The following is a 21,694-nucleotide window of genomic DNA, read 5'->3' as shown; positions in this document are numbered from 1 at the left end:
TTAAGATAAAGTGTTGGATATTTACCGAGGGTATAAAAAACATTTTAAAAAAGAGTGAAATTTTCCATCTACAAAACTCGTTATAATTAATGAAAGTAAAAAAACGCGACATGCGCATGCTCGTTAGGGTAGGAGGTCAAAATGGAAGAGGAACAGCAATGGATCCAAGAAGTGTTAGCTGGCAATAAACAAGGCTATGCTTACATCATTAACAAATATAAAAATCAACTATATGCAACCATTTTGAGGATGACAAAAAATCCACAAGATGCCCAAGATTTAGTACAGGAAGCTTTTATTAAAATATATGAACAATTAGGAAAGTACGATGGCAAAGGCTCGTTTTCTAGTTGGCTATATCGAGTGGCGTTTAATCATTGCATGGATGAGTTCCGTAAGAAAAGCTATCAAATGAGGCGAGTAGAAATCAATGAGGAGTTAATGGAGGATTCGAAGCATCCAGAGGTTATTTTTCTAAAAAAAGAGAAAAGCCGCCAATTAGAACGGCTCATTTCAACATTACCAGATGATGAGCGGATGATTATTCTCTTACGCTATGTTAATGAGCTTTGCTATGACGAAATTAGTGAGCTTGTAGAAGTTCCCGTTTCGACTGTTCGCAATAAGCTTCATCGAGCGAAGAAGAAAATGAGAGAAACGGTAAAACGAGAAGGAGGCTATTTTTATGAAGTGTCCAACGACAGATAAACTATCGCAATATGTTGATGACCTTTTAGTAGAGATGGAGCATATTGAAATAGAAGAACATATTTCAAGCTGTATTGATTGTAAACAATTAGTAGAGACATTTAAGACCGAACAGCAATTTCTAAAGGAAACATTACAAACACCAACGCTGCCTGATGATTTTGCCTCGCTTGTTCTTGATAAGCTTGAGCCTTACGAACAAAGATCTGTCAGTCGAAAACGGAAGACTTGGAAACGTATTATGGTTGCAGCTGCAGGCATTGTATTAGCTTTTGGCCTAACAGCGACTTTCAATGCTAGCTTCGCAAACTGGATTAGTGGATTATTTGGAACCGATCAAGTCGACGAAGGTTTAAGAATGGCAGCGGATGCGGGTCTTGCTCAACGTGTGGATAAAGAAGCAACCGATAAAGGATTAACATTTAAAGTGGAAGATGTTGTGGCAGATTCCTCTCGAATAGCACTATCTTATCAAGTTTTTAATAGTACAGGAAAATTAGAGGATATTCAAGTCTATTTTGGAGATCCGAACAATGAAGTAACTGTGATTGATCAATATGGAAATACGCTTGAGATTGCCAGTATGGGCTGGACAGGATCAGGTGATGATGGCTATGGCTCTATTGAATTATCCATGAGAGAACACCTAGTACAGGAAAAGGTAACGATACAATTAATGCTATCAGAGTTAGATGGGATTCAAGGGAATTGGAGTATGGAAATTCCTATTGATTTAAATGAAAGTAATAAATTAACAACTGTTCTTTCATTAAAGGATAAGCAGACGAGTGTGAATGGTGTAGAACTAATAATGAAGGAAGCGAGGTTTAATCCATCGACGAATGAAATTGTGTATGAATCAGGTTTTACAAAAGAAGAACTAGAGAAAATTGAAAATGAAATGAAGGAGCTTACTAAGAGATTTGGTCACGAGAAAATAGACAGGTTCATGCATTATGGAACGAGCATCGGTTATTCAATTGAGCAAGTAAACGGAAAACCGCTTGCTCAGCAAAATATATTTATTGAAGGGAAAGGACACCCAACTAGTGAAGGCGGAGGTTTGGGAGGTTTTGGTCAGATTATGGACCAACTTGGTCGCTATACGTATACTGACTCCTACATTCCTAGTAAAACTGAACAGAAGCTTTCATTTGTATTAAACGGGGTTTTCAAAACAGTCCCATCCGATTTTTCCATTACAATTAAACCAAAGGAATTAAAGAAGAAGACCATTTCATTTGAATTTGAAGGCAATTATTTCACGATTAATAAAGCGGAAATGACTAAAGAATATTCGCTGGGAAAATCACAAGGTCCCAAAGTTGAACAAGAAACAGCATTTACCATTGAAATGGAAGGCGGTAGAGAGGCCACAGCAACTGAGCTAGGAACGTGGATTCTTGTGGATAATAACGGTGAAATTTATCACACTGGTGGTGGAGGGTCTATCCTAGATGAAAAGGATAAACATGGTCGTTATAAAACGACAATAGAGATAAGAGTTGAAGAAATGGATGAGGTTCCAGAAGAATTAACATTGCATCTTGTCTCTGTAACTCGCTATACAGAGCTTAAAAATAAATGGAAGGTACCACTATATTAATGAAAACAGTCATTTTGAAGGCTAATGCTTTTGAGGTGGCTTTTTTTCTACTTGGAATCTATTGGTAGATAAAGTGTAGCTATTAAGGACGACTACAAAAAACTAGTGGATAGAAAACATTGCTTCTTCTTGTGCTAGAATTTTGTTTTATAGAGTTTCTGAGCATTACTGGAGAATATTATCATAATGTACGCAAATTCGAGAATAATCAAAATTAAGCTAGTAAGGATGAGGTAGAACAAAATAGAAATTTGCATGATTAATTTAAAATACTCAGGGTAGGTGAAAATAGTGATTCGAATAAATATTGTTGCATTTTTATATACATTAAATCCTGAACTATATTTCTTACTATTAAAAAGAAGTCAAAAGAGAGGGGGTTTTTGGCAGCCAGTAAGTGGAGGCGTAGAAAAATTTGAACCACCAATTCAATCTGTTAAAAGAGAAATTTTTGAAGAAACAGGAATATAAGATATTATTAAAATATAGACCTGGATTTATCTTATGATTATGAGTGTATGAAGAACAATGTTAAGATGAGAATGAAAGATATTTGTTATGGTGTAGAATTAGATAAGATTGAACTCGTTATCTTATCAGAAGAGCATTCAATGTTTAAATGGTGTAAAAAAGAAGAAGTGGATAAATATCTGAACTGGAAAGAAATACTTGTTTCATTTGAAAAACTTAATAAAATTATCAATCTTTAGGGTAGGTATTTTTTTACAAGGAGTGATCAACATTACCTCAATTTGCTTAGTAAGACATGGAGAAACAGATTGGAATGTAGCGAAGAGGCTTCAAGGAAAAACAGATATTCCACTAAATAAGAATGGCATATGGCAATCACATAAATGTGGTGAGTATTTGCAGGCCTCTGAATGGGATATTATTGTTACAAGCCCACTTAAAAGAGCAAAACAAACAGCTGAACTTATCAATGAAAATATAAAAATACTACTCTTGGAAATGGATGAATTCGTGGAACGGGGTTTTGGTGATGCAGAAGGTATGACAAAACAGGAATGCATTCAAAAGTTTCCCAATAAAATCTATCCAAATCAAGAGGAAACAGAAGATTTTCATAGACGCGTAATGTCAGGAATTGAAAAAATAAATGAAAGTTTTAAAGGAAAGAAAGTATTGCTTGTGGCACATGGAGCAGTTATTAATGCAATTTTGGCTATTCTATCAAATGGTGAGATAGGTTCGGGAAAAACAATATTATTAAATACTTGTATAAGCAATATTCATTTTATCCAAGAAGGATGGAAGATAAAGGATTACAATCAAATAGCACATCTTCTTGAAATGGAAAGAAGATGATTTTTTTAGCGATTGCCCATTCAGAGCAGTCGTTTTTGTTTTTATCAAGTGATTAATAATTAATGTGAAATAATTCTAGGTATTCTTCGAAAAGTAAAAACAAATTAGTTGAAAATTTATTAGTTCATCCATTTATAATGTATCTATTCAACTGAATAGTTGAATAGATGGGGTGATAGGTTTGGATAACAATGTTTTAAAGGATTTATTATATGGAGAATTCGCAAGGATCGGGAAAAGTCTTTCCAGTCCGAAGCGATGTAGTGATAAGCAGGCAAACGGGAATCAAAACAGTTGACCGATTCCCGAAAATGAAGATAGAGCCAGTAAACGGGAATCGAAGCAGCCAACCAATTCCCGAAAATGAAGATAGAGCCAGTAAACAGGAATCAAAGCAGTCAACTGATTCCCGAAAATCAAGATGGAGTCAGCAAACGGGAATCAAAGCAGTCAACCGATTCCCGAAAATCAAGATGGAGCCAGCAAACGGGAATCAAAGCAGTCGACCGATTCCCGAAAATCAAGAAGAAGTCAGCAAACGGGAATCAAAGTAGTCGACCGATTCCCGAAAATCAAGATGGACGGGAATCAAAGCAGTCAACCGATTCCTGAAAATCAAGAAGAAGTCAGCAAACGGGAATCAAAGTAGTCAACTGATTCCCGAAAATCAAGATGGAGCCAGCAAACGGGAATCAAAGCAGTCGACCGATTCCTGAAAATCAAGATGGAGCCAGCAAACGGGAATCAAAGCAGCCGACCTTTTCCCGAAAATGAAGATAGAGCCATTAAACGGGAATCAAAGCAGTCAACCGATTCCCGAAAATCAAGATGGAGCCAGCAAACGGGAATCAAAACAGTCGACCGATTCCTGAAAATCAAGATGGAGCCAGCAAACGGGAATCAAAGTAGTCAACCGATTCCCGAAAATCAAGATGGAGCCAGCAAACGGGAATCAAAACAGTCGACCTTTTCCCGAAAATCAAGATAGAGCCATTAAACGGGAATCAAAGCAGCCGACCTTTTCCCGAAAATCAAGATAGAGCCATTAAACGGGAATCAAAACAGTCAACCGATTCCCGAAAAACAGGAAACATCTAGAAAGAGGGAATCAAATGAGTAAAATGATAAGAAATTTTTATTGTTATCATGCAAGGAAATGAAATTTCTTTGGCGAATTACTCATCTATATGTAAAGAAAATTTGAGTAGGTGTCTAATGAGAAAATTTGTTATTTTAATTATTATGTCAATTGCAGCCATTTCATTAGTTGGATGTAATTTAAAGCCAGATAAATAATCAAATAAATGAAACAAATATAATATTGAAGAAGAAAAGTTGTTCATTGAAAAACGTGTTGGCACAGAAAATCAATATGAAAAATTGAAAGAAATAACAGACAAGGAAAAGGTAGAAAAAGCATTAAATATACTTAAAAAAGTGGATTGGGAAAATGCTAAAATTAAGATGGCTTTCCCACCTGATTTTAGGATTAACAATAAATACTTAATTTGGCTTACTCCTCAAAAAGATATGCTTGAAGTGTTTATCCAAGGTCAAAATAAATAAACGAAACTATCTGAAAAGGATTCAGATGTTTTATATGAAATGATTACAGACGAAAAGCTCGGTGAATCGTTTTCACTGAGCTTTTTATCTTTTCAGTTGAGCTTTGATTTTATTCAATTGTTCCTTTAATTCATTTACTTCATCATCCGTAACATTAGCTTGACCATATCTTACTTCCTGATAAGTTTGTACATTCATTTTTATGCCCATTCGTGTAAACCAATCTTCCAATGTCTCAAAATGCTTTCTTCCCATTTTCTTTTTAACTGCTTCTTTCTCGAAATGATACATCAGCTTACGGACTGGGTGATCGAGCTTAGACGTATTTCTTTTGAATAGTCGTCTTAAATTCATTTTAGGACTAATTTTCTCGTTAATTCTCGCATTTGATGAAATTTCAATAGAATCTTCACTAAGGATAGGCTTAAGCTGGTTTTTTAGTTTAATAAAAACAAACACGAATATGGTTAAGCCTAGTATGATTAAAAAAGTAATCCCAATAACATTTGCTACTGATTCATTAATAAAGCCAAAGATCGAATTTCCAAGTTCTGATTCAGCCAGTATGTTCTCATCTGAAAAATCTGGTTCAACTTCTGGTTCCTTAAATTTAAATTCAAAATCTAAAAATTTTAATAGGCTCGGATCAAATGAAAGCATTAATAATAGCATTTCCCAAGCCTTTTTCAAAATGAACCAAATAAAGTAGGTGATGATTCCACCTAAAACGAGGAAGCTAAAATAATAGAACAATAGTTTAAGCTGTGATAGCTTATTTTTTTCATGCGTAAGAATAGTGAAATGACTAAATATATTTCCTACTATTAAAATAAAAAATTGCAATAGTAAACAGACGAATAAACGATAATCATGAGATAAAATGAAAAATATGCTGGCTAATATCGTTGTAATGACAAGATAACTTCGTTCACGATTCACTAGTTTTTTCTGTTTCAGCATGAGATAGCGCCAAATTAAGATAAATGTAAAGAACATATTAATTAAGCCAGGATAATTTAAAATGTGGAAAAGGGCTAAAAGAAACGGTGCGATTAAGAAGTACCATTTATAACCTAATGTAAATTTTGAATAAAAGGAAAAAACGATACTTAAACAAAAAGCGATGCTTAAATAACTCCAAAATGGAATGGTAAATAAATAAAAATAGAAGTAAGGAAAGGAAATGATAAAAATGATAATAGCCTCACTATAATAATGATAAGCTAATGTGAGGATTGGGTGCTTATTGTGCAAGCTGCTTCACTCCCTCAATCCAAGGCCTAATTGTTGCCCCGTCACCGGTATTTTTCAGATGGAAAATGGCCCCTTGTCTTCGCTTCCAATGACGGATTGTTTCACTAAATTCAGCAGGGGTTTCTCCGATTATTACAAGCGTCTTTGGCTTTGATAATTGCTGTCCAACTCGATGGAGCATTTCATTAAATGAAACAATCGCTGTTTGCCGCTCAATTCTAGCTAACATTTCTTGTGATTGTAAATAATGTCCTTTTCCTTCTCCTTCTGGTATATGGAAATAGGGGACTTTCCCTGATTTACGGGCATTGATATATACCTCGTATGGAAAGCCATTTTCAAGCGCATATTGACATAAAAATGATGTGTAAGATAATAGAGTCTCTAAATTTTCATTAAAATGGCTTAAATTTAATTTATTTTCAACGGTTAGATTCACGATAAAAACAAAGCTCATATCAGCTGTTTTTTCATAAACATTTGTTTGTAATTTTTGTGTTTTAGCAGATGCTTTCCAATTAATGCGATGAAATGGGTCACTAAATTGATAATCCCTTGTTCCTAACGGACTTTGGATATCTTCTATTGGAGAAAACTTTACTCTTTGTTCTCCAGAATTTTGATAAAAGACTGTTTCCATCCCATGTACTGGCAATGGCTTTGGAAAAACAATTATTTCCGTTTGAAAGTTTTTTGAATATAACAATGAGACTGTATCAAACATAAACAAATGTGGAAAGGAATACATAATCTCATGTAATCTAGTTGTCCCCCGTTGTTCAGCCATAATGGGGATGTCAATCGACATTTTTCGATGACTATATAATGAAGCGAATATTTTAATCACTTTCCAATAATTTTTATGATAATTATGTTGTTCAATCGTTTTAATAGCTGGACCAGTTCTAAACTGAAGTTCCCCGTTAAGCAGCGGAAACAATGATTGATTTTGAAAATGGAATGCTACGGTTGATACTTCACCTGGAAACAACTTTATTTTTACTTTTGGGTTTTCTAAAATTAATTGCTTTTCAATCTTCTTTACATAATATTTGCTTATAAATAAATGAGTAGCAAAAATACCAGTTAGAAGAAAAAAAAGTGGACTCCGTGCGATAGCTCCTAATAAGGAGAGAACTAGCATGACAATGATGATAAAATCAACATTTTTTGCATGATTTATCCCATACATTTTTTTCCAAATCATGTTTGATTAACCCCGTACTCAACAGGCACGATCGCTTCCCTCATGATCTCATTGATAATTTGTTGTGGTGTTTTTTTCATTGAGCCTTCCATCGTTAAGATTAGTCGATGTTCAAAAACATATGGTACTAATGCTTTGACATCTTCTGGTGTGACATATTCGCGGCTTTTTATGTATGCTCGAGCTTGGGCAGCACGCATTAATGCAAGCATTCCCCGTGGGCTAATGCCAAGTTCAACATCTTCATGTTCCCTTGAACTATGAATGAGATCAATAATATATTCGAACACAATGTCTGAAATCGTTACTTGCTGTATTTTGTCTTGTAATGATTGAATTGTGTCTAATGTAAGGGATGGAGATAATTTGTCAAAAGGATCCTTTTGACAATATGATTGCAAAATCAACTTATCCTCTTCTTTAGATGGGTAACCTAAATCTATTTTAAAAAGGAATCGATCTAGCTGGGCTTCTGGCAGTGGAAATGTGCCGTAATTATTTTCCACAGGATTTTGGGTGGCAATTACAATAAATGGTCTGTCAATTTTCATTGTTTCTCCATCAATTGTTGCTTGAAATTCTTCCATTACTTCTAAAAGACTTGATTGTGTTTTCGGTGTTGCCCGATTGATTTCATCTGCAAGCAAGACATTTGTTTTAATTGGACCAACACGCAACTCGAAATCCTGTGTTTTCGGATTAAAAAAACGAATTCCAGTTATATCACTTGGTAAAACATCTGGAGTGAATTGAATTCTACTAAATTCTCCGTTCAATACTTTAGCAAAGCTTTTTGCTATTTTTGTTTTTCCCGTACCTGGGACGCTTTCAAGTAAGAGATGCCCTTGTGCAAGTAAAGCAATAAACAATAAATCTAGTACTTCATCTTCACAAAAAATTACTTTTTTAATGTCTGTTTTTGCATGGGTGATTACGTCCATTCAATTACCTGCCTTCTTATTTTAATATAACTGAATTTTCTTCATATTCATAAGTGTATCATAGATTGCTGATTTTGTAAGTTAAGGGATAATATGGGTTGTGGTTGTAAAGCAAATCTTTTATGAAATATCCCAAAATATTAATTTCGTAAAAATTAATGATAAAAAATGAAATGAATTGCTCGATAGACACGTTATTATAAGTGAAAGTTAAAAACGTGACATGCGCATGTTCGTTAAAGTAGGAGGTCAAAATGGAAGAGGAGCTGCAATGGATCCAAGATGTATTAGCTGGCAATAACAACAATTTATAGAAGAAACATTACAAACACCGACATTGCCTGATCATTTTGCAGCGACTGTTTTAGAAAAGATCCAGCCTTTTGAGCAAAAGTCGTCGCATAAAAAATGGACTTCTCGTAGAAAGAGAATCTTGCTTACAGCAGCAGGTCTTATATTAGCTTTCGGTTTGACAGCAACAATGAACCAAAGCTTTGCTGAGTGGATAGGAGGGTTATTTGGAACAGGACAAGTAGATGATGGTTTGAGACTAGCAGCGGATGCAGGTTTAATTAACAAGGTTGACTATGAAGTAGAGAATAAAGGAATTATTTTTAAAATTGGAGAGATAATGGCAGATTCATCTCGTGTTGCATTATCCTTTCAAGTTTTAGATGAAAATGGGAAACTTGACAATGCAAAAATTAATATGGCTGTTTTTTTACATCAGGAAAGTGAGATAGATGTAAACATGCTGAATAGAAAACTAGTTTATTTTTAATATGGTACAATATGGATAAATGAAGCTTTAACTTTTTATATTAAACATTTTATGCTTCCTCATCATTAGTGATGATTCAATATCTAGTTGATAACTGCTCCATCAGGACCGTCATATTTTTATTAAGAGAAAAACAAGCTACATAAGAAAAAGAACTAAAATTACCCCAAGAATAAGTACCATAATTGAAACTTTATACTGCTTCGAATCCTTCACATATTTCCAATCAATCCATGACTGAAATCCTAATGCAACGATAATCAGAATGATAAAAAAACATTTCATCACACTGCTTTCTGAGTAATAGGTCAGGATTACAAAGTTCGTAATTATTGCGATGAATGCGAGGATAGCTTTCCCCCACAAATTAATCTTTTTTCCATCCTCTGATATCTCTTTCTTTTCGGTTCCAATCCAAAATTTTCTTAATAATAAATGAGAAATAGAGAGAATAATGAGGTGAATGAAATAATGACTACCATTAAAAATCCCCCTTAACTAATTAGCAAATATTTATCCTCATGCATGTTAATTGTAATTTAACATATATTTCTTTATCTGAAATATTAATAAGCAATACTTACTTCTAATAGAATGTTTTTAGAAGGAGTTATTTAATTTTTATAAAACAATTAGCAAGAAGCAATTTGGTTGACTATAACTAGTGCATCCATCTATACTACACCTATTCAACCAATTAGTTGAATAGGTGAGGTGGGAAATATGTTAGATAATAGTGTTTTAAAGGATGTACTATATGGAGAATTCGCTAGGATTGGGAAAAGTCTTTCAAGTCCGAAACGATTAGAAATTCTAGACTTGTTATCTCAAAGTCCTAAATCGGTGGAAACTTTAGCGAATGATACGGAAATGACTGTTGCAAACGTGTCGAAGCATTTACAAACTCTTTATCATGCAAAGCTTGTAACGTTTAAGAAAAAGGGAAATTACGTCATATATGAGTTAGCTGATGAAGCTGTTGTGGATTTCATGAATTGCTTGCGAAGTTTGTCTGAAAAACAACTAGTTAAAGTTCAACAAATAAAAGAGGAGTTTTTAAATCATCAAGATGGAATCGAGGGAATCTCTCTAGCTGAACTTAATAAAAGAATGGAAATTGGCGAAATATTATTAATTGATGTCAGACCTAAGGAAGAGTATGAGGTGGCACATATTCCAGGAGCCATTTCAATACCGTTGCAAGAGTTAGAAGAAAATTTGTCTGCATTTCCTAGTCATTATGACGTAGTAGCTTATTGTCGAGGTCCTTATTGCGTTATGTCTGTGAAGGCAGTCGAATTGTTAACAGCGAAAGGTTTTAACGCTTTCCGTTTAGAAAATAGTGTTCATGATTGGCAGAAGTTTAGGCAGGAATCATAAAACTTTTTTAAGAATAGGTGGTTCAACCGATGTCACAAAAACGAGATGTTTCACACACTTTAGAAAGTGAGCCTGCTTGGATCCAAAATTATATTGACAATCCTGAACAACAACAGCGTTTATATAAACGGACGTTAGTTATCGTTGTGTTGTCGCAAATTTTTGGTGGAGCGGGACTTGCAGCAGGAATTACAGTAGGTGCACTTCTTGCTCAAGACATGCTAGGAACTGAAAGTTTGGCTGGAGTTCCAACAGCGCTGTTTACACTTGGTTCTGCCATTGCAGCATTACTTGTAGGGAATCTCTCCCAACGATCCGGACGCCGATTTGGACTAAGTACTGGATTTATTTTTGGGGGGATCGGTGCAATTGGAGTGGTGCTGGCAGCTGTCATGAACAATGTCCCCTTCCTCTTTGCTTCCCTTCTCGTATATGGTGCTGGAACTGCGACAAACTTACAGGCGCGTTATGCAGGTACAGACTTAGCTAATACAACTCAGCGTGCAACGGCAGTAAGCATTGCCATGGTGTCGACTACATTTGGGGCAGTGGCGGGACCTAACCTAGTTGAAGTGATGGGCAGATTTGCAGTTTCCATTGGTGTTCCCTCACTCGCAGGTCCGTTTATATTAGCAGCTGTTGCTTATATCTTAGCTGGTTTAGTATTTTTGATTTTCCTGCGTCCTGATCCCCTTATCGTTGCCAAAGTCATTGTAAACAAAGGGAAAGTAGCAGAAGCTAATGGTGCAGTGAAGAAGCCAAGCGATCTTTCTGTTAATAAACAAGGAGTTATAGTAGGAGCAACGGTTATGATTGTTTCCCAAATTGTCATGGTCGCCATTATGACAATGACACCAGTGCATATGGGACATCATGGGCATGGATTACATGCTGTCGGGCTTGTAATAGGGATTCATGTAGCTGCCATGTATTTACCGTCACTTGTCACGGGGATTCTTGTTGATAAAATTGGACGAACTGCGATGGTTATTGCTACAGGTGTTACTTTACTTCTTGCAGGAATCATAGCAGCTTTAGCACCGTCTGATTCAATGGTATTACTAGTTTTAGCTCTAACACTGCTCGGCTTAGGCTGGAACTTTGGCTTAATTAGTGGCACCGCTCTTATTGTAGACGGTACTTCTCTGTCTAATCGTGCAAAAGTACAAGGCTCTGTAGATGTCTTTATTGCTTTAGCTGGTGCAACAGGTGGAATAATCTCAGGTTTTATCGTAGCTCAATTTGGTTATACGACCTTATCATTTGTCGGTGGATTTCTGTCATTGTTACTAATACCTGTTGTACTATGGTCAAGAAGCAATTTGAAAGAAAAACAAATAGCTGAAAATTAAATTTATATTCTATTATTCTATTACATGCATCATGCATATCTATTAAACTGGCAAATGGGAATAAGTACATACAGTCGACCGATTCCCGAATAATAGGAAGAATACAGCGAACGGGAATTAGTTTAGTCGACCGTTTCCCGAAAAGTAAGCAGAAGGTAGCAAACGGGAATTAGTTCGGTCGACCGATTCCCGAAAAGCAAGAAGAAGCCGGCAAACGGGAAATAGTTCGGTCAACCGATTCCCGAAAAGTAAGAAGAAGGTAGCAAACGGGAATTAGTTCGGTCGACCGTTTCCCGAAAAGCAAGAAGAAGTCAGCGAACGGGAATTAGTTCGGTCGACCGATCCCCGAAAAGCAAGAAGAATGTAGTGAACGGGAATTAGTTCGGTCAACCGATTCCCGAAAAGTAAGAAGAAGGTAGCAAACGGGAATTAGTTCAGTCGACCGATTCCCGAAAAGTAAGAAGAAGCCAGCAAACGGGAAATAGTTCGGTCGACCGTTTCCCGAAAAGCAGGAAGAATGTAGTGAACGGTAATTAGTTCGGTCAACCGATTCCCGAAAAGCAGGTAGAAGCCGGCAAACGGGAATTAGTTCAGACAACCGATTCCCGAAAAGTAAGAAGAAGCCAGCAAACGGGAATTAGTTCCTCCAACCGATTCCCGAAAATCAGGAAGAAGCCGGCAAACGGGAAATAGTTCAGTCGACCGATTCCCGAAAAGTAAGAAGAAGGTAGCAAACGGGAATTAGTTCGGTCAACCGATTCCCGAAAAGCAGGAAGAAGCCAGCGAACGGGAATTAGTTCAGTCAACCGATTCCCGAAAAGCTTAGGAGAGAATTATTTTAGGAGAAAACTAAGTATCCGGCCCCAAAAACAAAAGGGAGCCGGATTATTTATTATGATTGATATTGTTTCTGAACAAGTTCAACAATATTTATTTTTTCAAGATATTTCGTCGGTGCTAGAAATGTGACCGTGACGACGCCAGGGTGGCGGCCAATGTCGATTGAACCTGTAATGGTTGCACGGTTTAATACTTCTGGAACGGTAATGCTGAAAGCATTGGCAGCTCTTTGTAAACCATTATCTGTTGCTTCATTTAAATTAGCCCCAGTTCCAATAAAGGATACAGGCAAAGAATCCTCAAGTTCTTGTACTCCCCATTTTTTAGCTAGCCCCTCTGCAGCTGTCTTTTCAGCACTAGTAATTGGTTTAGCCAAGTAAGGCAAGTCCTCCACGACTGGTAAAAGCATAGGTCCTTCAAGATGAGCATTTTTTATTACTTGTACTTGTAATGTGACGAGTCCAGCGACATCTGCTGTATGTCCAGCAATTTCTCCATTCCCTTGCATGGCATGCATATCGCCTAAATAAACACCGCCGCCTTCAACCTTAACAGGACAAATTAATACCGCTCCTTCACGGACACGATTAATATCCATATGACCATCTGTTCTTTCTTCAAGCTGTTCAGTTGTTAAGCCATAGTCATGTGGAGCATCAATAAGAAATTGTCCGAAGTCGCCAGCATTATGAGAGTCAGGGAATGGACGAGTTGGTGTAGTGCCAAGTTGTCCAAGGAATGGTCTAACTCTTGCGATTGTGCCAACTAAATCATTTGGAGCAAATGTGACGATCGGATTTTGAATCGAATTTTCAGGTGTTGCCATATATGCTTTCCCATCTTTTGCAACTTTTTCGGCTGCTTCCTTATGAAGGGTTACACCAATCTTATTATCATGGTCGAATGCGATTGTATAGCCATTTGTAAAAACGAATGGTGTCACATCTGCACCACAATTAGCACAACGGATTGCTTCTTGTCCAATACCAACAATCTTTGTTTCAGGATTTAATTCTCCACATTCAGGACATTTTCCAGCGACAAAAGGATCACCATTAAAACGACCTTCTACTGGTGCATCATTCCCTGATGACGTGACAAGGGAAGTAACCTTAATTGAGTGAATTTTAATCGCAATGGCGTCACCCACTTCTGCTCCTTCTACGAATACCGGCTTTGTTACTTCATGCCCACCCTTTAAGCAAGGTGTAATCATGGGTCCCCAACATCCTGGAGTTGTATTTGCAATTATAAAACCTCCGTCTTTAACGGGACCTAGCATTTCTTCTTTTGGGTCTAAAATACCGTTCGTGAATTCGTTTACAAAAACAGTTTGCTTTGGCATTTAAAGGACTCCTTCGCTAGTTAATTAATATTACAAATCTAGCATATCGAGAAAATAGTGATGAATACAATTCTTCTGCTCATTATTCACAGTAATTTCAAAATATGTTCTCTTATTTTAACTTGAATTCTGCTGTCACAGGATTATGATCACTATGTTTAAAATTTAATGAATGTCCTTTAACAGAAATCAATTCAATATTTTCAGAGATTAAGAAGCCATCAATATTAGATAAGAAATTTTCACCTTCAACATACGGTTTTGCAATCGTTCTTGATGTAGGGATTGTTTTATCAGCTACCCATTGAAATCCTTCAGACAGAAATTCCTCGGGAATCATTTGCAGCCAATCTGGCCAAGCCTCCGTAGTCGGAAAGATGCTAGGGTCTGTAGTGGGAATGGAATGATTCCAATCACCACCCAAAATAATATAGTTTCCTTTTTCGTATTCCTTTGTTACATAATTGCTGATAAATTCAAGCTGCTGTTTTCGAACTTTGCCACCTTTATCATAGGCAGATAAATGTACATTGATGATGAAAAGCTCCTTCCCATTTGAAAGCGGAATTCGTTGCTCAAGCATACAGCGATCTAATTCAAATAATTGACGCGGCCAACTTTCCTGTCCTTTTAAAGCGAAGCGCTTACTCTCACCGATTTGATATTTTGCTAGAGTCACAAGCCCGCTGCTTACTGAGCCATGAGGCTTTTTAACAGGAACAGGCACCCATTTAACAAGATAATTTTGTGCAAATGTTGAACTGTAATGAGGCAGCTTTTCCATTAAATAAGCTTCCTCATTCATGTGAAAGCTTCTCGTGGAATCACGATCGACTTCCTGTAAAAAATAAAAATCAGATGATGTTTCCTTTAAAAAGTCTGCAATTGCTTGCATATTCTCTTCTACTTTTTCTTTGCTGCTTGCACGTGAATTGCTACCACCATCCATAAAGAAATGTTCATTGTTATCTAGGCCGCCATAGCCAAGATTAAAGGTTGTAATGGAAAACACCTTATCAACTGGTAACGATAAATCTTGATTTCGCTCTGTTTTTAAAGTAATCATGTCTGCTGGTTTATAATCGGTTAAGCTTATGTAGATTAAAAAAGCACCTAATAAAACAGCAATAGTAAACACAATGCCAAGTAAAATTTTTAACCCTTTACGCAATCATTATTCCTCCTAACTATAATTTTTTCATAATACTATAAAAATGTTCATTTTCATATGATTTGTTTTATGGAAGTAATGCAACGAAGGGCTAGATGGTACTAATTTATGCAGGAATTCTTAAAATAATAATGACAGGAGAGTCTTGGAATCATTTTATTCGTACATATGTTAGAATTATTAGATAATAATATCACATTATAAAAAATTCGGTTCATTTTAACATCGCCTGTATTTAATGATAGTAAATAAATCAGGGAGGTTTTTTCAATATGAAGGTCGGTATAATCGGAGGAGGATTTGGATTAACTGTTCAAGCTCCAATTATTAATACGCATCCAAAGATGAAAGTAACAGCTATAAGCACAATGAAACGACATCAATTACCAGGGGAATTGAAAGGCGAAAAAAACACTCCTGCTCATTATAAAGACTGGACTGATATGGTGAACAGAGAGGAACTTGATTTAGTATTTGTCAGCTCCATACCTTTCTATCATTTTAAAATAGTTAAATACGCCTTGGAAAAAGGAATAAAGAATATAGTATGTGAAAAACCATTCACGATGAATAGCAATGAATCTAAAGAATTATTAAAGCTTTCCAAACAGTATAAAGCGAATGTTTTAATAGATTTTGAATGGAGATACTTGCCAGCTCGTCAGAAAGTAAAAGAACTAATCATGAATCATACTATTGGTGACATCCTCCATTTTGAATATCATACTTCTAGTGTCCAATACAATAACCTTATTTTTAACAAAAGGGGTTGGATGGGGGAGAAACAAAAATTTGGGGGAATGCTTGGTGCATTAGGTACACATATGATCGACTGTTTGAACTGGCTTGTTAATGATGAAATTGAAATGATTAATGGATTAGTACATACTCATATTCCCATTGGTGCAGGGGAACAAAGAGATGCAGATGATGCATTTTTTATTCACGGGAAAATGAAGAACAATTGTACATTCTCCATTCAACTTATTTCAGGAATTCATCATGGGTTTGGCTCGAGTTTAAGAATATTTGGTAAAGAAGGTACCATTACTTTAACAAACGATCAACAACTTTGTTTAGGAAAAATGGATGAACAATTAATAGATATAACCATTCAAAATGAAAGAAAAATCCCTCCAAATTTGTCTGCGGTAGCAATTAGCTATTATTCAGCATTTTATCCATTATTAGAAAAATTGTATGAATATATTGTCTATAATAAAGTTGACAGAGATTTACCAACTATTGAAGTTGGACATAGAAACCAAGTAGTTCTTGATGCTATTTTGGCTAAATCATTGAATGAGTGAGAGGGTTAATAAGGGTGAATGTAATATGCCGCAAAAAATAAAAATTGTAAAACCAAAAATCCAACAGAATTTACCGCAAGCTAATTTCCAAGAAATCTATTATAAAGAAGAGCCATATCTTCACAAATGTATAATTGCTAATTGTTCAATAGATAGGGAAAAGATAGATAAACTGGAATTATCTCAAGTGATTTTTCGCAATGTCACTTTTAGTCATGTCACGTTTCGAAATGTTGAACTAACCGATGTTGTTTTTGAACATTGTGATTTATCAAATGCTGATTTCATGGAAGGGGTTCTTCATAGAATTGAATTCAAAGATTCAAAATTACTAGGTGTCAATCTTGCGGAGGCTACGGTAGGGAATGTTGTATTCGAAAATTGTAATCTAAATTTAAGTGCCTTCGGATATGGAAGTATAAAGCAGGTGATATTTGATAACTGTTCACTGCGAAATGCAGACTTGTTCGAGTGTGCGCTTAATAAAGTTCATTTTTATCAGTGTGATCTAAATGAAGTGAATTTTTCCCGAACACCACTAAAAGACATAGATATTAGCAGTTCAACATTTCAAAGAATCATTGTTGCATTGGAAGATGTAAATGGCTGTATCGTTTCTTCAGAACAAGCGATTGGATTTGCAGCGATGCTTGGATTGAAGATTAAAGAATAAGCCTAGAAAAATGGGAGAAGTTTATGAAGGAAGGGTGAAGCTTTTGGGCTCAAGAATCATGCATATTATTATTGCCAATCAAATTGCTAATCATTTTTCAATTATAGATAAAGCTTCATTTCTATTAGGTGGAATAGCACCAGATGCCGTTACACCGAAAGATCGCTCTCATTTTTTTGTAGGAGATGTAAGTAATTATTCAAGAAGCATCGATTTTGAAAAGTTCCTACATAAATATCGAAAAGAAAGCAATACGCCATTTATTTTAGGTTATTACACACATTTAATTGCTGATGATATATGGTTAAAAGGCTTTTATTTGCCATGGTTAAAAAATAGGCTGGAAACGGACAAAAATATTTTTAATCTATACCATAATGATTTTCGTTTATTGAATGGGAAGCTACTAAACTATTACGGGCTTAAAACAGAGCTGCAACAAGAATTGCAAAAAAATGGTGAGATTATTGAACTGCAAGAAGTCACATTCGAACAAATTAACAAATTTATTTCTTTTGTCTTAGATGATGTGAGTTTCGAACAGAATAGTCTTGCCCAACCTTTAGACGTATTCACATTTGAGCAAATAATTGGTTATGTAGAAACTTCTGTAGAAAAAGGGATTATGCATGTAAAATCATTACTTCATTAAAATATCTTTGGGAGGTGTAACAATGAGCGAGAACGTTAAAGTACAGCCGTTGGAAGCTGCAAAGCAATTGATTCAGGAGCAATTTTCAAATTGCCAAGGAGCCCTTTTAGCTGGAAGTGTCGTGAGGGGTGAAGCAACAGAAACATCTGATCTTGATATTGTCATATTCGATAATAGCATTCGTGCTTCTTACAGAGAATCACTTGTTTATTTAGGCTGGAATATTGAGGTATTTGTACATAATTTAGCATCCTATCATGAGTTTTTTCAGGAAGACTATGAACAAGCCAGGCCATCCATGCCAAGAATGGTTGTAGAGGGATTGATCTTAAAAGATGAAGGGATATTGAAAGCAATTAAAAAAGAAGCTAGTGAGATAATGAGGAAAGGTCCAGAGAAATGGTCGAGAGAAACGATAGAAGTTAAGCGATATTTTATTACGGACGCTTTGGACGATTTCATCGGCTGTACAAAAAGAGAAGAAGCGATTTTTATTGCTAATTCGTTAGCAGAACTAGTAAGTGAATTTGTCTTAAGAACAAACCGACAGTGGATTGGTACATCAAAGTGGCTGTTTCGTTCATTAAGACATTATGATCATGATTTTGCTGAACGATTTGTAACAGCTTTTGACACTTTTTATAAAACAGATGAGAAGAGCGAAATTATTCAATTAGTAGATAATATCTTACTTCCATACGGGGGGCGGTTATTTGCTGGTTTTTCGTTAGGGAAAATGGAGGATTAAAGATGGACTTCGCAAATGAGGGAGAATATTGAATAGGCTTGAACATATTCGCAGAGAAGAAAAGAAGTATCATGATGAATGTTATAAAAAGTATAAACTATTTGAAAAGGGGTCGTGGCTGCATAAACCTGTGCAAAGTGTAATCGAGTTATTGCCTTTTTTTCATTATCAAGAAAGTGTAAAGGTCCTTGATTTAGGCTGTGGAGTTGGAAGAAATAGTATCCCAATAGCAAAAGCTATAAAGAGTGATGGTGGTGAGGTTGTATGTGTTGATTTACTCGATTCGGCATTGAATAAATTAGCACAGTATAGCAAAGAGCATGGAGTTGAAGATGTAATTTCGCCAGTAAAATCTGATATTGGTAGCTTTCAAATAGAGTCTGAAGAATATGATTTCATTGTTGCTGTATCAAGCTTAGAACATGTTCAATCAGAATCAATGTTAGAAGCGGTTGTTAGACGAATGATAAAGGGAACGAAATATAATGGAATTAATTGTATAATCATAAATACAGAAATCGAAGAAATAGATATGCAAACTGGTGAGAAGCTAGAAACCTTTATGGAAGTAAACCTTTCTACAGAAGAAATGTTAAGCAAAATGGAGAATCATTATTATGGTTGGAAAGTATTAAAGAAAACGATCAAGCCATTGGAATATAGCATTACACGAAACGAACAATCGATAAGGCTAAAAACGAATGCGATTACTTATATTTTTAGGAAAAACGATCTAAGTGGCTAGAAAGAAAAGCGAGGGAAATTCAGTGGTTTTTACACATGTTAAGTTTGAAGTTTTAATACCAGAAGAATTTATAGAAGAGGTTGGATATATAGGGTTCTGAATAGTGATGGAAAAATAATTTAGGAATTTTAGTAGAATAATATCCAGCAATATTTACAAAAAAGAGAAAGCTGAATTTTCAGTTAATGAAATCAGCTTTTCTCTTTTTTTATATTTAACGATCAAACTATTTCTGATGGCAGTTTAATGCTGTGCTGTGAAGGTAGATCAGCAAGTTGAACAGGTTTTTGAATGCTGTGCTGTGAAGGCAGATCAGCAAGTTGAACAGGCTTTTTAATGCTGTGCTGTGAAGGTAAATCGGCAAGTTGAACAGGTTTTTGAATGCTGTGCTGTGAAGGCAGATCAGCAAGTTGAACAGGCTTTTTAATGCTGTGCTGTGAAGGTAAATCGGCAAGTTGAACAGGTTTTTGAATGCTGTGCTGTGAAGGTAAATCAGCAAGTTGAACAGGCTTTTCAATGCTGTGTTGTGAAGGTAGATCAGCAAGCTTTGTTTCCTCGTTACTTGGTCCTATTATGACCGATAAACCAAGACTTAATACTGCAATAGCAAACATCTTTTTCATTTAATATCCTCCTAATGGTATATTTATAGTTAACAACAACGAGCTACTAATTTTTCAATTTCTATTTTTACTAATTGAACAAACTTTGAATTCCCTTGTAATTCAAAAACAGATATTGATTTTTTCAGATACTCATTCCCTTTTTCATATTCTCCAATTCTTATATAATTTTCTCCTGTTTGATAGTATAATTCTCCGAATAGATAAAGACTTTCATTACTAATACAAAACTTTATTCCCTCAATGCTGTATTTAAGTGAATTATCGTATTTCCCCAATTTTGTTAATAACTGAGCTAAAGCATACAGGACTCTTAACTTTACTTTCGAATCTTTAAGGTGAGGTAAATTTTCCAAGAAATGATAAGCTTCTAAAAATATTTTTAGAGCATTATGGTAATTTTTGTCGTCCTTTTCAATAATAGCAATGCTTGTTAATATTTCAAGTTCTCTTTCAGATAGGTTGTTTTTTGAAGGATTAGTAAGCTCAATTGCTTTATTTAATAAAGTAACTGCTCTTTTTTTATCTTTAAATAGGTAATACACACAAATTCCTTCATGCCATAATAAATATTGTTTATTAGTTTTTAAGGCAAAATCGGGATTTTTCCATTCCTTTTGAATAATTTGATAGATAGTTTTGTAATCTCTTTTTCTTTTGTATTTTTCAATGAGCTTCATAATACAAATGACATAATTAAATCGACCAGAATTAGAAAAATCAAAGAAGTAACTTAAATGCACATTCAACTTATTAGATATTTCTTCAAGTTCCTCTAGTGTTGGGTATTTCTCTCCTTTCTCATAAAGGGTAAAATCTTCTACTGAACAAATATCGTTTGCTATCTCATCGATGGTTAATTTCTTGTAAACTCTTAATGAATTAAGAACTTCTCCTAGATTCAAATATTTCAAACTCATTTGGACAGACCCCCTTCATCGTTCATTTTTCTTAATTATATTACACATGACCTATTTTTAATAGAATATTATTACTATTAATGGTTAATATTAAATTTTTACCCTATTTTAGTAGTATTTTACAATATATATAGATTAAGATGACAGGATTAATTCTTTGCGACAATTTTTTCGTAACTGTGATCATATTGTACGGTAAAAAAAATAGACCTTACTTTGTACTCAAAAAAAGGTAAGGTCTTATTTTTCTAGCTGGCACTTATGAATGTTCTTCACTTTAAGTAATGACTTTTTCTTTCGCTTTAAAAAGTTTCATAATTTTTTTATAATTGTAGTAGAGAAAATCAAAAGTAAATAACATAGGTTGGTGCTCACTTTTTTCAAAGGTACTGCAGGTGAAAGCTGTTTTGGTGCTGAATGTAAATTAGAATTTAAGTGCTTGTACGAAAAAATGGCTGAAGTAAGGACGATTATTAAAAAGATTCATCCTTATGAGGAACCGATTATTAAGATGATGCCGCTGTTGAATGAATAAAGTCTTTCACT

The 21,694-nt window shown here is 35.2% G+C and carries 24 protein-coding genes; 16 read left to right on the top strand and 8 right to left on the bottom strand.

The window, feature by feature from the left end:
• Positions 1-141: 141 nt before the first annotated feature.
• From KDN24_RS19615 to KDN24_RS19585, 7 genes are all read left to right on the top strand, one after another.
• Complete coding sequence (locus KDN24_RS19615; protein ID WP_409972976.1) at positions 142-708, top strand: RNA polymerase sigma factor; 567 nt, start codon at positions 142-144, stop codon at positions 706-708.
• On the top strand, positions 686-2,314 hold the full coding sequence (locus KDN24_RS19610) for a DUF4179 domain-containing protein (protein WP_409972975.1): 1,629 nt from the start codon (positions 686-688) through the stop codon (positions 2,312-2,314). The genes KDN24_RS19615 and KDN24_RS19610 overlap by 23 nt, the downstream gene beginning before the upstream one ends.
• Positions 2,315-2,605: 291 nt before the next feature.
• The gene (locus KDN24_RS19605; RefSeq protein WP_409972974.1) at positions 2,606-2,785 is read left to right on the top strand and encodes an NUDIX domain-containing protein; all 180 of its coding nucleotides are present in this window, start codon (positions 2,606-2,608) and stop codon (positions 2,783-2,785) included.
• 198 nt (positions 2,786-2,983) lie between these two features.
• Entirely contained in the window at positions 2,984-3,640 is a 657-nt protein-coding gene (locus tag KDN24_RS19600) for a histidine phosphatase family protein (protein WP_525931253.1), read from the top strand.
• A 212-nt stretch (positions 3,641-3,852) separates the two neighbouring features.
• Positions 3,853-4,194, top strand: a complete 342-nt coding sequence (locus KDN24_RS19595; protein WP_491348123.1) for a hypothetical protein — start codon at positions 3,853-3,855, stop codon at positions 4,192-4,194.
• 170 nt (positions 4,195-4,364) lie between these two features.
• Positions 4,365-4,628 (top strand): hypothetical protein, encoded by a 264-nt coding sequence (locus KDN24_RS19590; protein WP_491348122.1) that lies wholly within the window; start codon positions 4,365-4,367, stop codon positions 4,626-4,628.
• Between the two features lie 347 nt (positions 4,629-4,975).
• Positions 4,976-5,206 (top strand): hypothetical protein, encoded by a 231-nt coding sequence (locus KDN24_RS19585; protein ID WP_409972972.1) that lies wholly within the window; start codon positions 4,976-4,978, stop codon positions 5,204-5,206.
• An 84-nt stretch (positions 5,207-5,290) separates the two neighbouring features.
• Here KDN24_RS19585 and KDN24_RS19580 read toward each other — a convergent pair whose 3' ends face one another.
• The 3 genes from KDN24_RS19580 to KDN24_RS19570 are packed head-to-tail and all read right to left on the bottom strand — an operon-like array spanning position 5,291 to position 8,608.
• Positions 5,291-6,460, bottom strand: a complete 1,170-nt coding sequence (locus KDN24_RS19580) for a hypothetical protein (RefSeq protein ID WP_409972971.1) — start codon at positions 6,458-6,460, stop codon at positions 5,291-5,293.
• Positions 6,450-7,667 carry a DUF58 domain-containing protein gene (locus tag KDN24_RS19575; RefSeq protein WP_409972970.1) on the bottom strand — a complete coding sequence of 406 codons (1,218 nt, stop codon included), beginning with the start codon at positions 7,665-7,667 and terminating at the stop codon, positions 6,450-6,452. Before KDN24_RS19575 ends, KDN24_RS19580 begins: the two co-directional genes overlap by 11 nt.
• On the bottom strand, positions 7,664-8,608 hold the full coding sequence (locus KDN24_RS19570) for an AAA family ATPase (protein WP_409972969.1): 945 nt from the start codon (positions 8,606-8,608) through the stop codon (positions 7,664-7,666). Before KDN24_RS19570 ends, KDN24_RS19575 begins: the two co-directional genes overlap by 4 nt.
• A 433-nt stretch (positions 8,609-9,041) precedes the next feature.
• Between KDN24_RS19570 and KDN24_RS19565 the strand changes: the two genes are divergently transcribed.
• On the top strand, positions 9,042-9,389 hold the full coding sequence (locus tag KDN24_RS19565) for a DUF4179 domain-containing protein (protein WP_491348121.1): 348 nt from the start codon (positions 9,042-9,044) through the stop codon (positions 9,387-9,389).
• 138 nt (positions 9,390-9,527) lie between these two features.
• Here KDN24_RS19565 and KDN24_RS19560 read toward each other — a convergent pair whose 3' ends face one another.
• Positions 9,528-9,782 carry a DUF4181 domain-containing protein gene (locus KDN24_RS19560; RefSeq protein ID WP_491348496.1) on the bottom strand — a complete coding sequence of 85 codons (255 nt, stop codon included), beginning with the start codon at positions 9,780-9,782 and terminating at the stop codon, positions 9,528-9,530.
• Between the two features lie 330 nt (positions 9,783-10,112).
• Between KDN24_RS19560 and KDN24_RS19555 the strand changes: the two genes are divergently transcribed.
• Together KDN24_RS19555 and KDN24_RS19550 are read left to right on the top strand one after the other, a co-directional pair.
• Entirely contained in the window at positions 10,113-10,769 is a 657-nt protein-coding gene (locus tag KDN24_RS19555) for an ArsR/SmtB family transcription factor (protein ID WP_409972967.1), read from the top strand.
• 29 nt (positions 10,770-10,798) lie between these two features.
• Entirely contained in the window at positions 10,799-12,121 is a 1,323-nt protein-coding gene (locus KDN24_RS19550) for an MFS transporter (protein WP_409972966.1), read from the top strand.
• A gap of 892 nt (positions 12,122-13,013) precedes the next feature.
• Here the strand turns inward: KDN24_RS19550 and KDN24_RS19545 are convergent.
• Together KDN24_RS19545 and KDN24_RS19540 are read right to left on the bottom strand one after the other, a co-directional pair.
• Positions 13,014-14,306: an acetamidase/formamidase family protein gene (locus KDN24_RS19545; protein WP_409972965.1), complete on the bottom strand. Its 1,293-nt coding sequence runs from the start codon at positions 14,304-14,306 to the stop codon at positions 13,014-13,016.
• Between the two features lie 112 nt (positions 14,307-14,418).
• The gene (locus tag KDN24_RS19540; RefSeq protein WP_409972964.1) at positions 14,419-15,477 is read right to left on the bottom strand and encodes an endonuclease/exonuclease/phosphatase family protein; all 1,059 of its coding nucleotides are present in this window, start codon (positions 15,475-15,477) and stop codon (positions 14,419-14,421) included.
• A gap of 272 nt (positions 15,478-15,749) precedes the next feature.
• On the opposite strand from KDN24_RS19540, the gene KDN24_RS19535 reads away from it, so the two are divergent.
• From KDN24_RS19535 to KDN24_RS19515, 5 genes are read left to right on the top strand one after another with little or no spacing between them, the layout of a single operon-like run.
• Positions 15,750-16,787, top strand: a complete 1,038-nt coding sequence (locus KDN24_RS19535) for a Gfo/Idh/MocA family protein (protein WP_409972963.1) — start codon at positions 15,750-15,752, stop codon at positions 16,785-16,787.
• Between the two features lie 25 nt (positions 16,788-16,812).
• A complete protein-coding gene (locus KDN24_RS19530; RefSeq protein ID WP_409972962.1) occupies positions 16,813-17,460 on the top strand; it encodes a pentapeptide repeat-containing protein in 648 nt (215 codons plus the stop codon).
• 43 nt (positions 17,461-17,503) lie between these two features.
• Positions 17,504-18,112 carry a zinc dependent phospholipase C family protein gene (locus KDN24_RS19525; RefSeq protein ID WP_409972961.1) on the top strand — a complete coding sequence of 203 codons (609 nt, stop codon included), beginning with the start codon at positions 17,504-17,506 and terminating at the stop codon, positions 18,110-18,112.
• A gap of 22 nt (positions 18,113-18,134) precedes the next feature.
• Positions 18,135-18,860, top strand: coding sequence for a nucleotidyltransferase domain-containing protein (locus KDN24_RS19520; RefSeq protein ID WP_409972960.1), 726 nt, complete (start codon positions 18,135-18,137; stop codon positions 18,858-18,860).
• A 28-nt stretch (positions 18,861-18,888) separates the two neighbouring features.
• Positions 18,889-19,605, top strand: coding sequence for a class I SAM-dependent methyltransferase (locus tag KDN24_RS19515; RefSeq protein ID WP_409972959.1), 717 nt, complete (start codon positions 18,889-18,891; stop codon positions 19,603-19,605).
• A 221-nt stretch (positions 19,606-19,826) separates the two neighbouring features.
• Here KDN24_RS19515 and KDN24_RS19510 read toward each other — a convergent pair whose 3' ends face one another.
• Both KDN24_RS19510 and KDN24_RS19505 read right to left on the bottom strand, forming a co-directional pair.
• Complete coding sequence (locus KDN24_RS19510; RefSeq protein WP_491348120.1) at positions 19,827-20,228, bottom strand: hypothetical protein; 402 nt, start codon at positions 20,226-20,228, stop codon at positions 19,827-19,829.
• Between the two features lie 29 nt (positions 20,229-20,257).
• Positions 20,258-21,148 (bottom strand): helix-turn-helix domain-containing protein, encoded by an 891-nt coding sequence (locus tag KDN24_RS19505; RefSeq protein WP_409972957.1) that lies wholly within the window; start codon positions 21,146-21,148, stop codon positions 20,258-20,260.
• A 367-nt stretch (positions 21,149-21,515) separates the two neighbouring features.
• On the opposite strand from KDN24_RS19505, the gene cutA reads away from it, so the two are divergent.
• Positions 21,516-21,683, top strand: coding sequence for a divalent cation tolerance protein CutA (gene cutA, locus KDN24_RS19500; protein WP_409972956.1), 168 nt, complete (start codon positions 21,516-21,518; stop codon positions 21,681-21,683).
• Positions 21,684-21,694: the final 11 nt, after the last annotated feature.

This window comes from Cytobacillus sp. Bva_UNVM-123 (assembly GCF_046351715.2).
In the GTDB taxonomy this organism is placed as follows: domain Bacteria; phylum Bacillota; class Bacilli; order Bacillales; family Cytobacillaceae; genus Cytobacillus.
The sequence above is the reverse complement of the archived record's forward strand: the minus strand, read 5'-3'. Positions and strand labels throughout refer to the sequence as shown.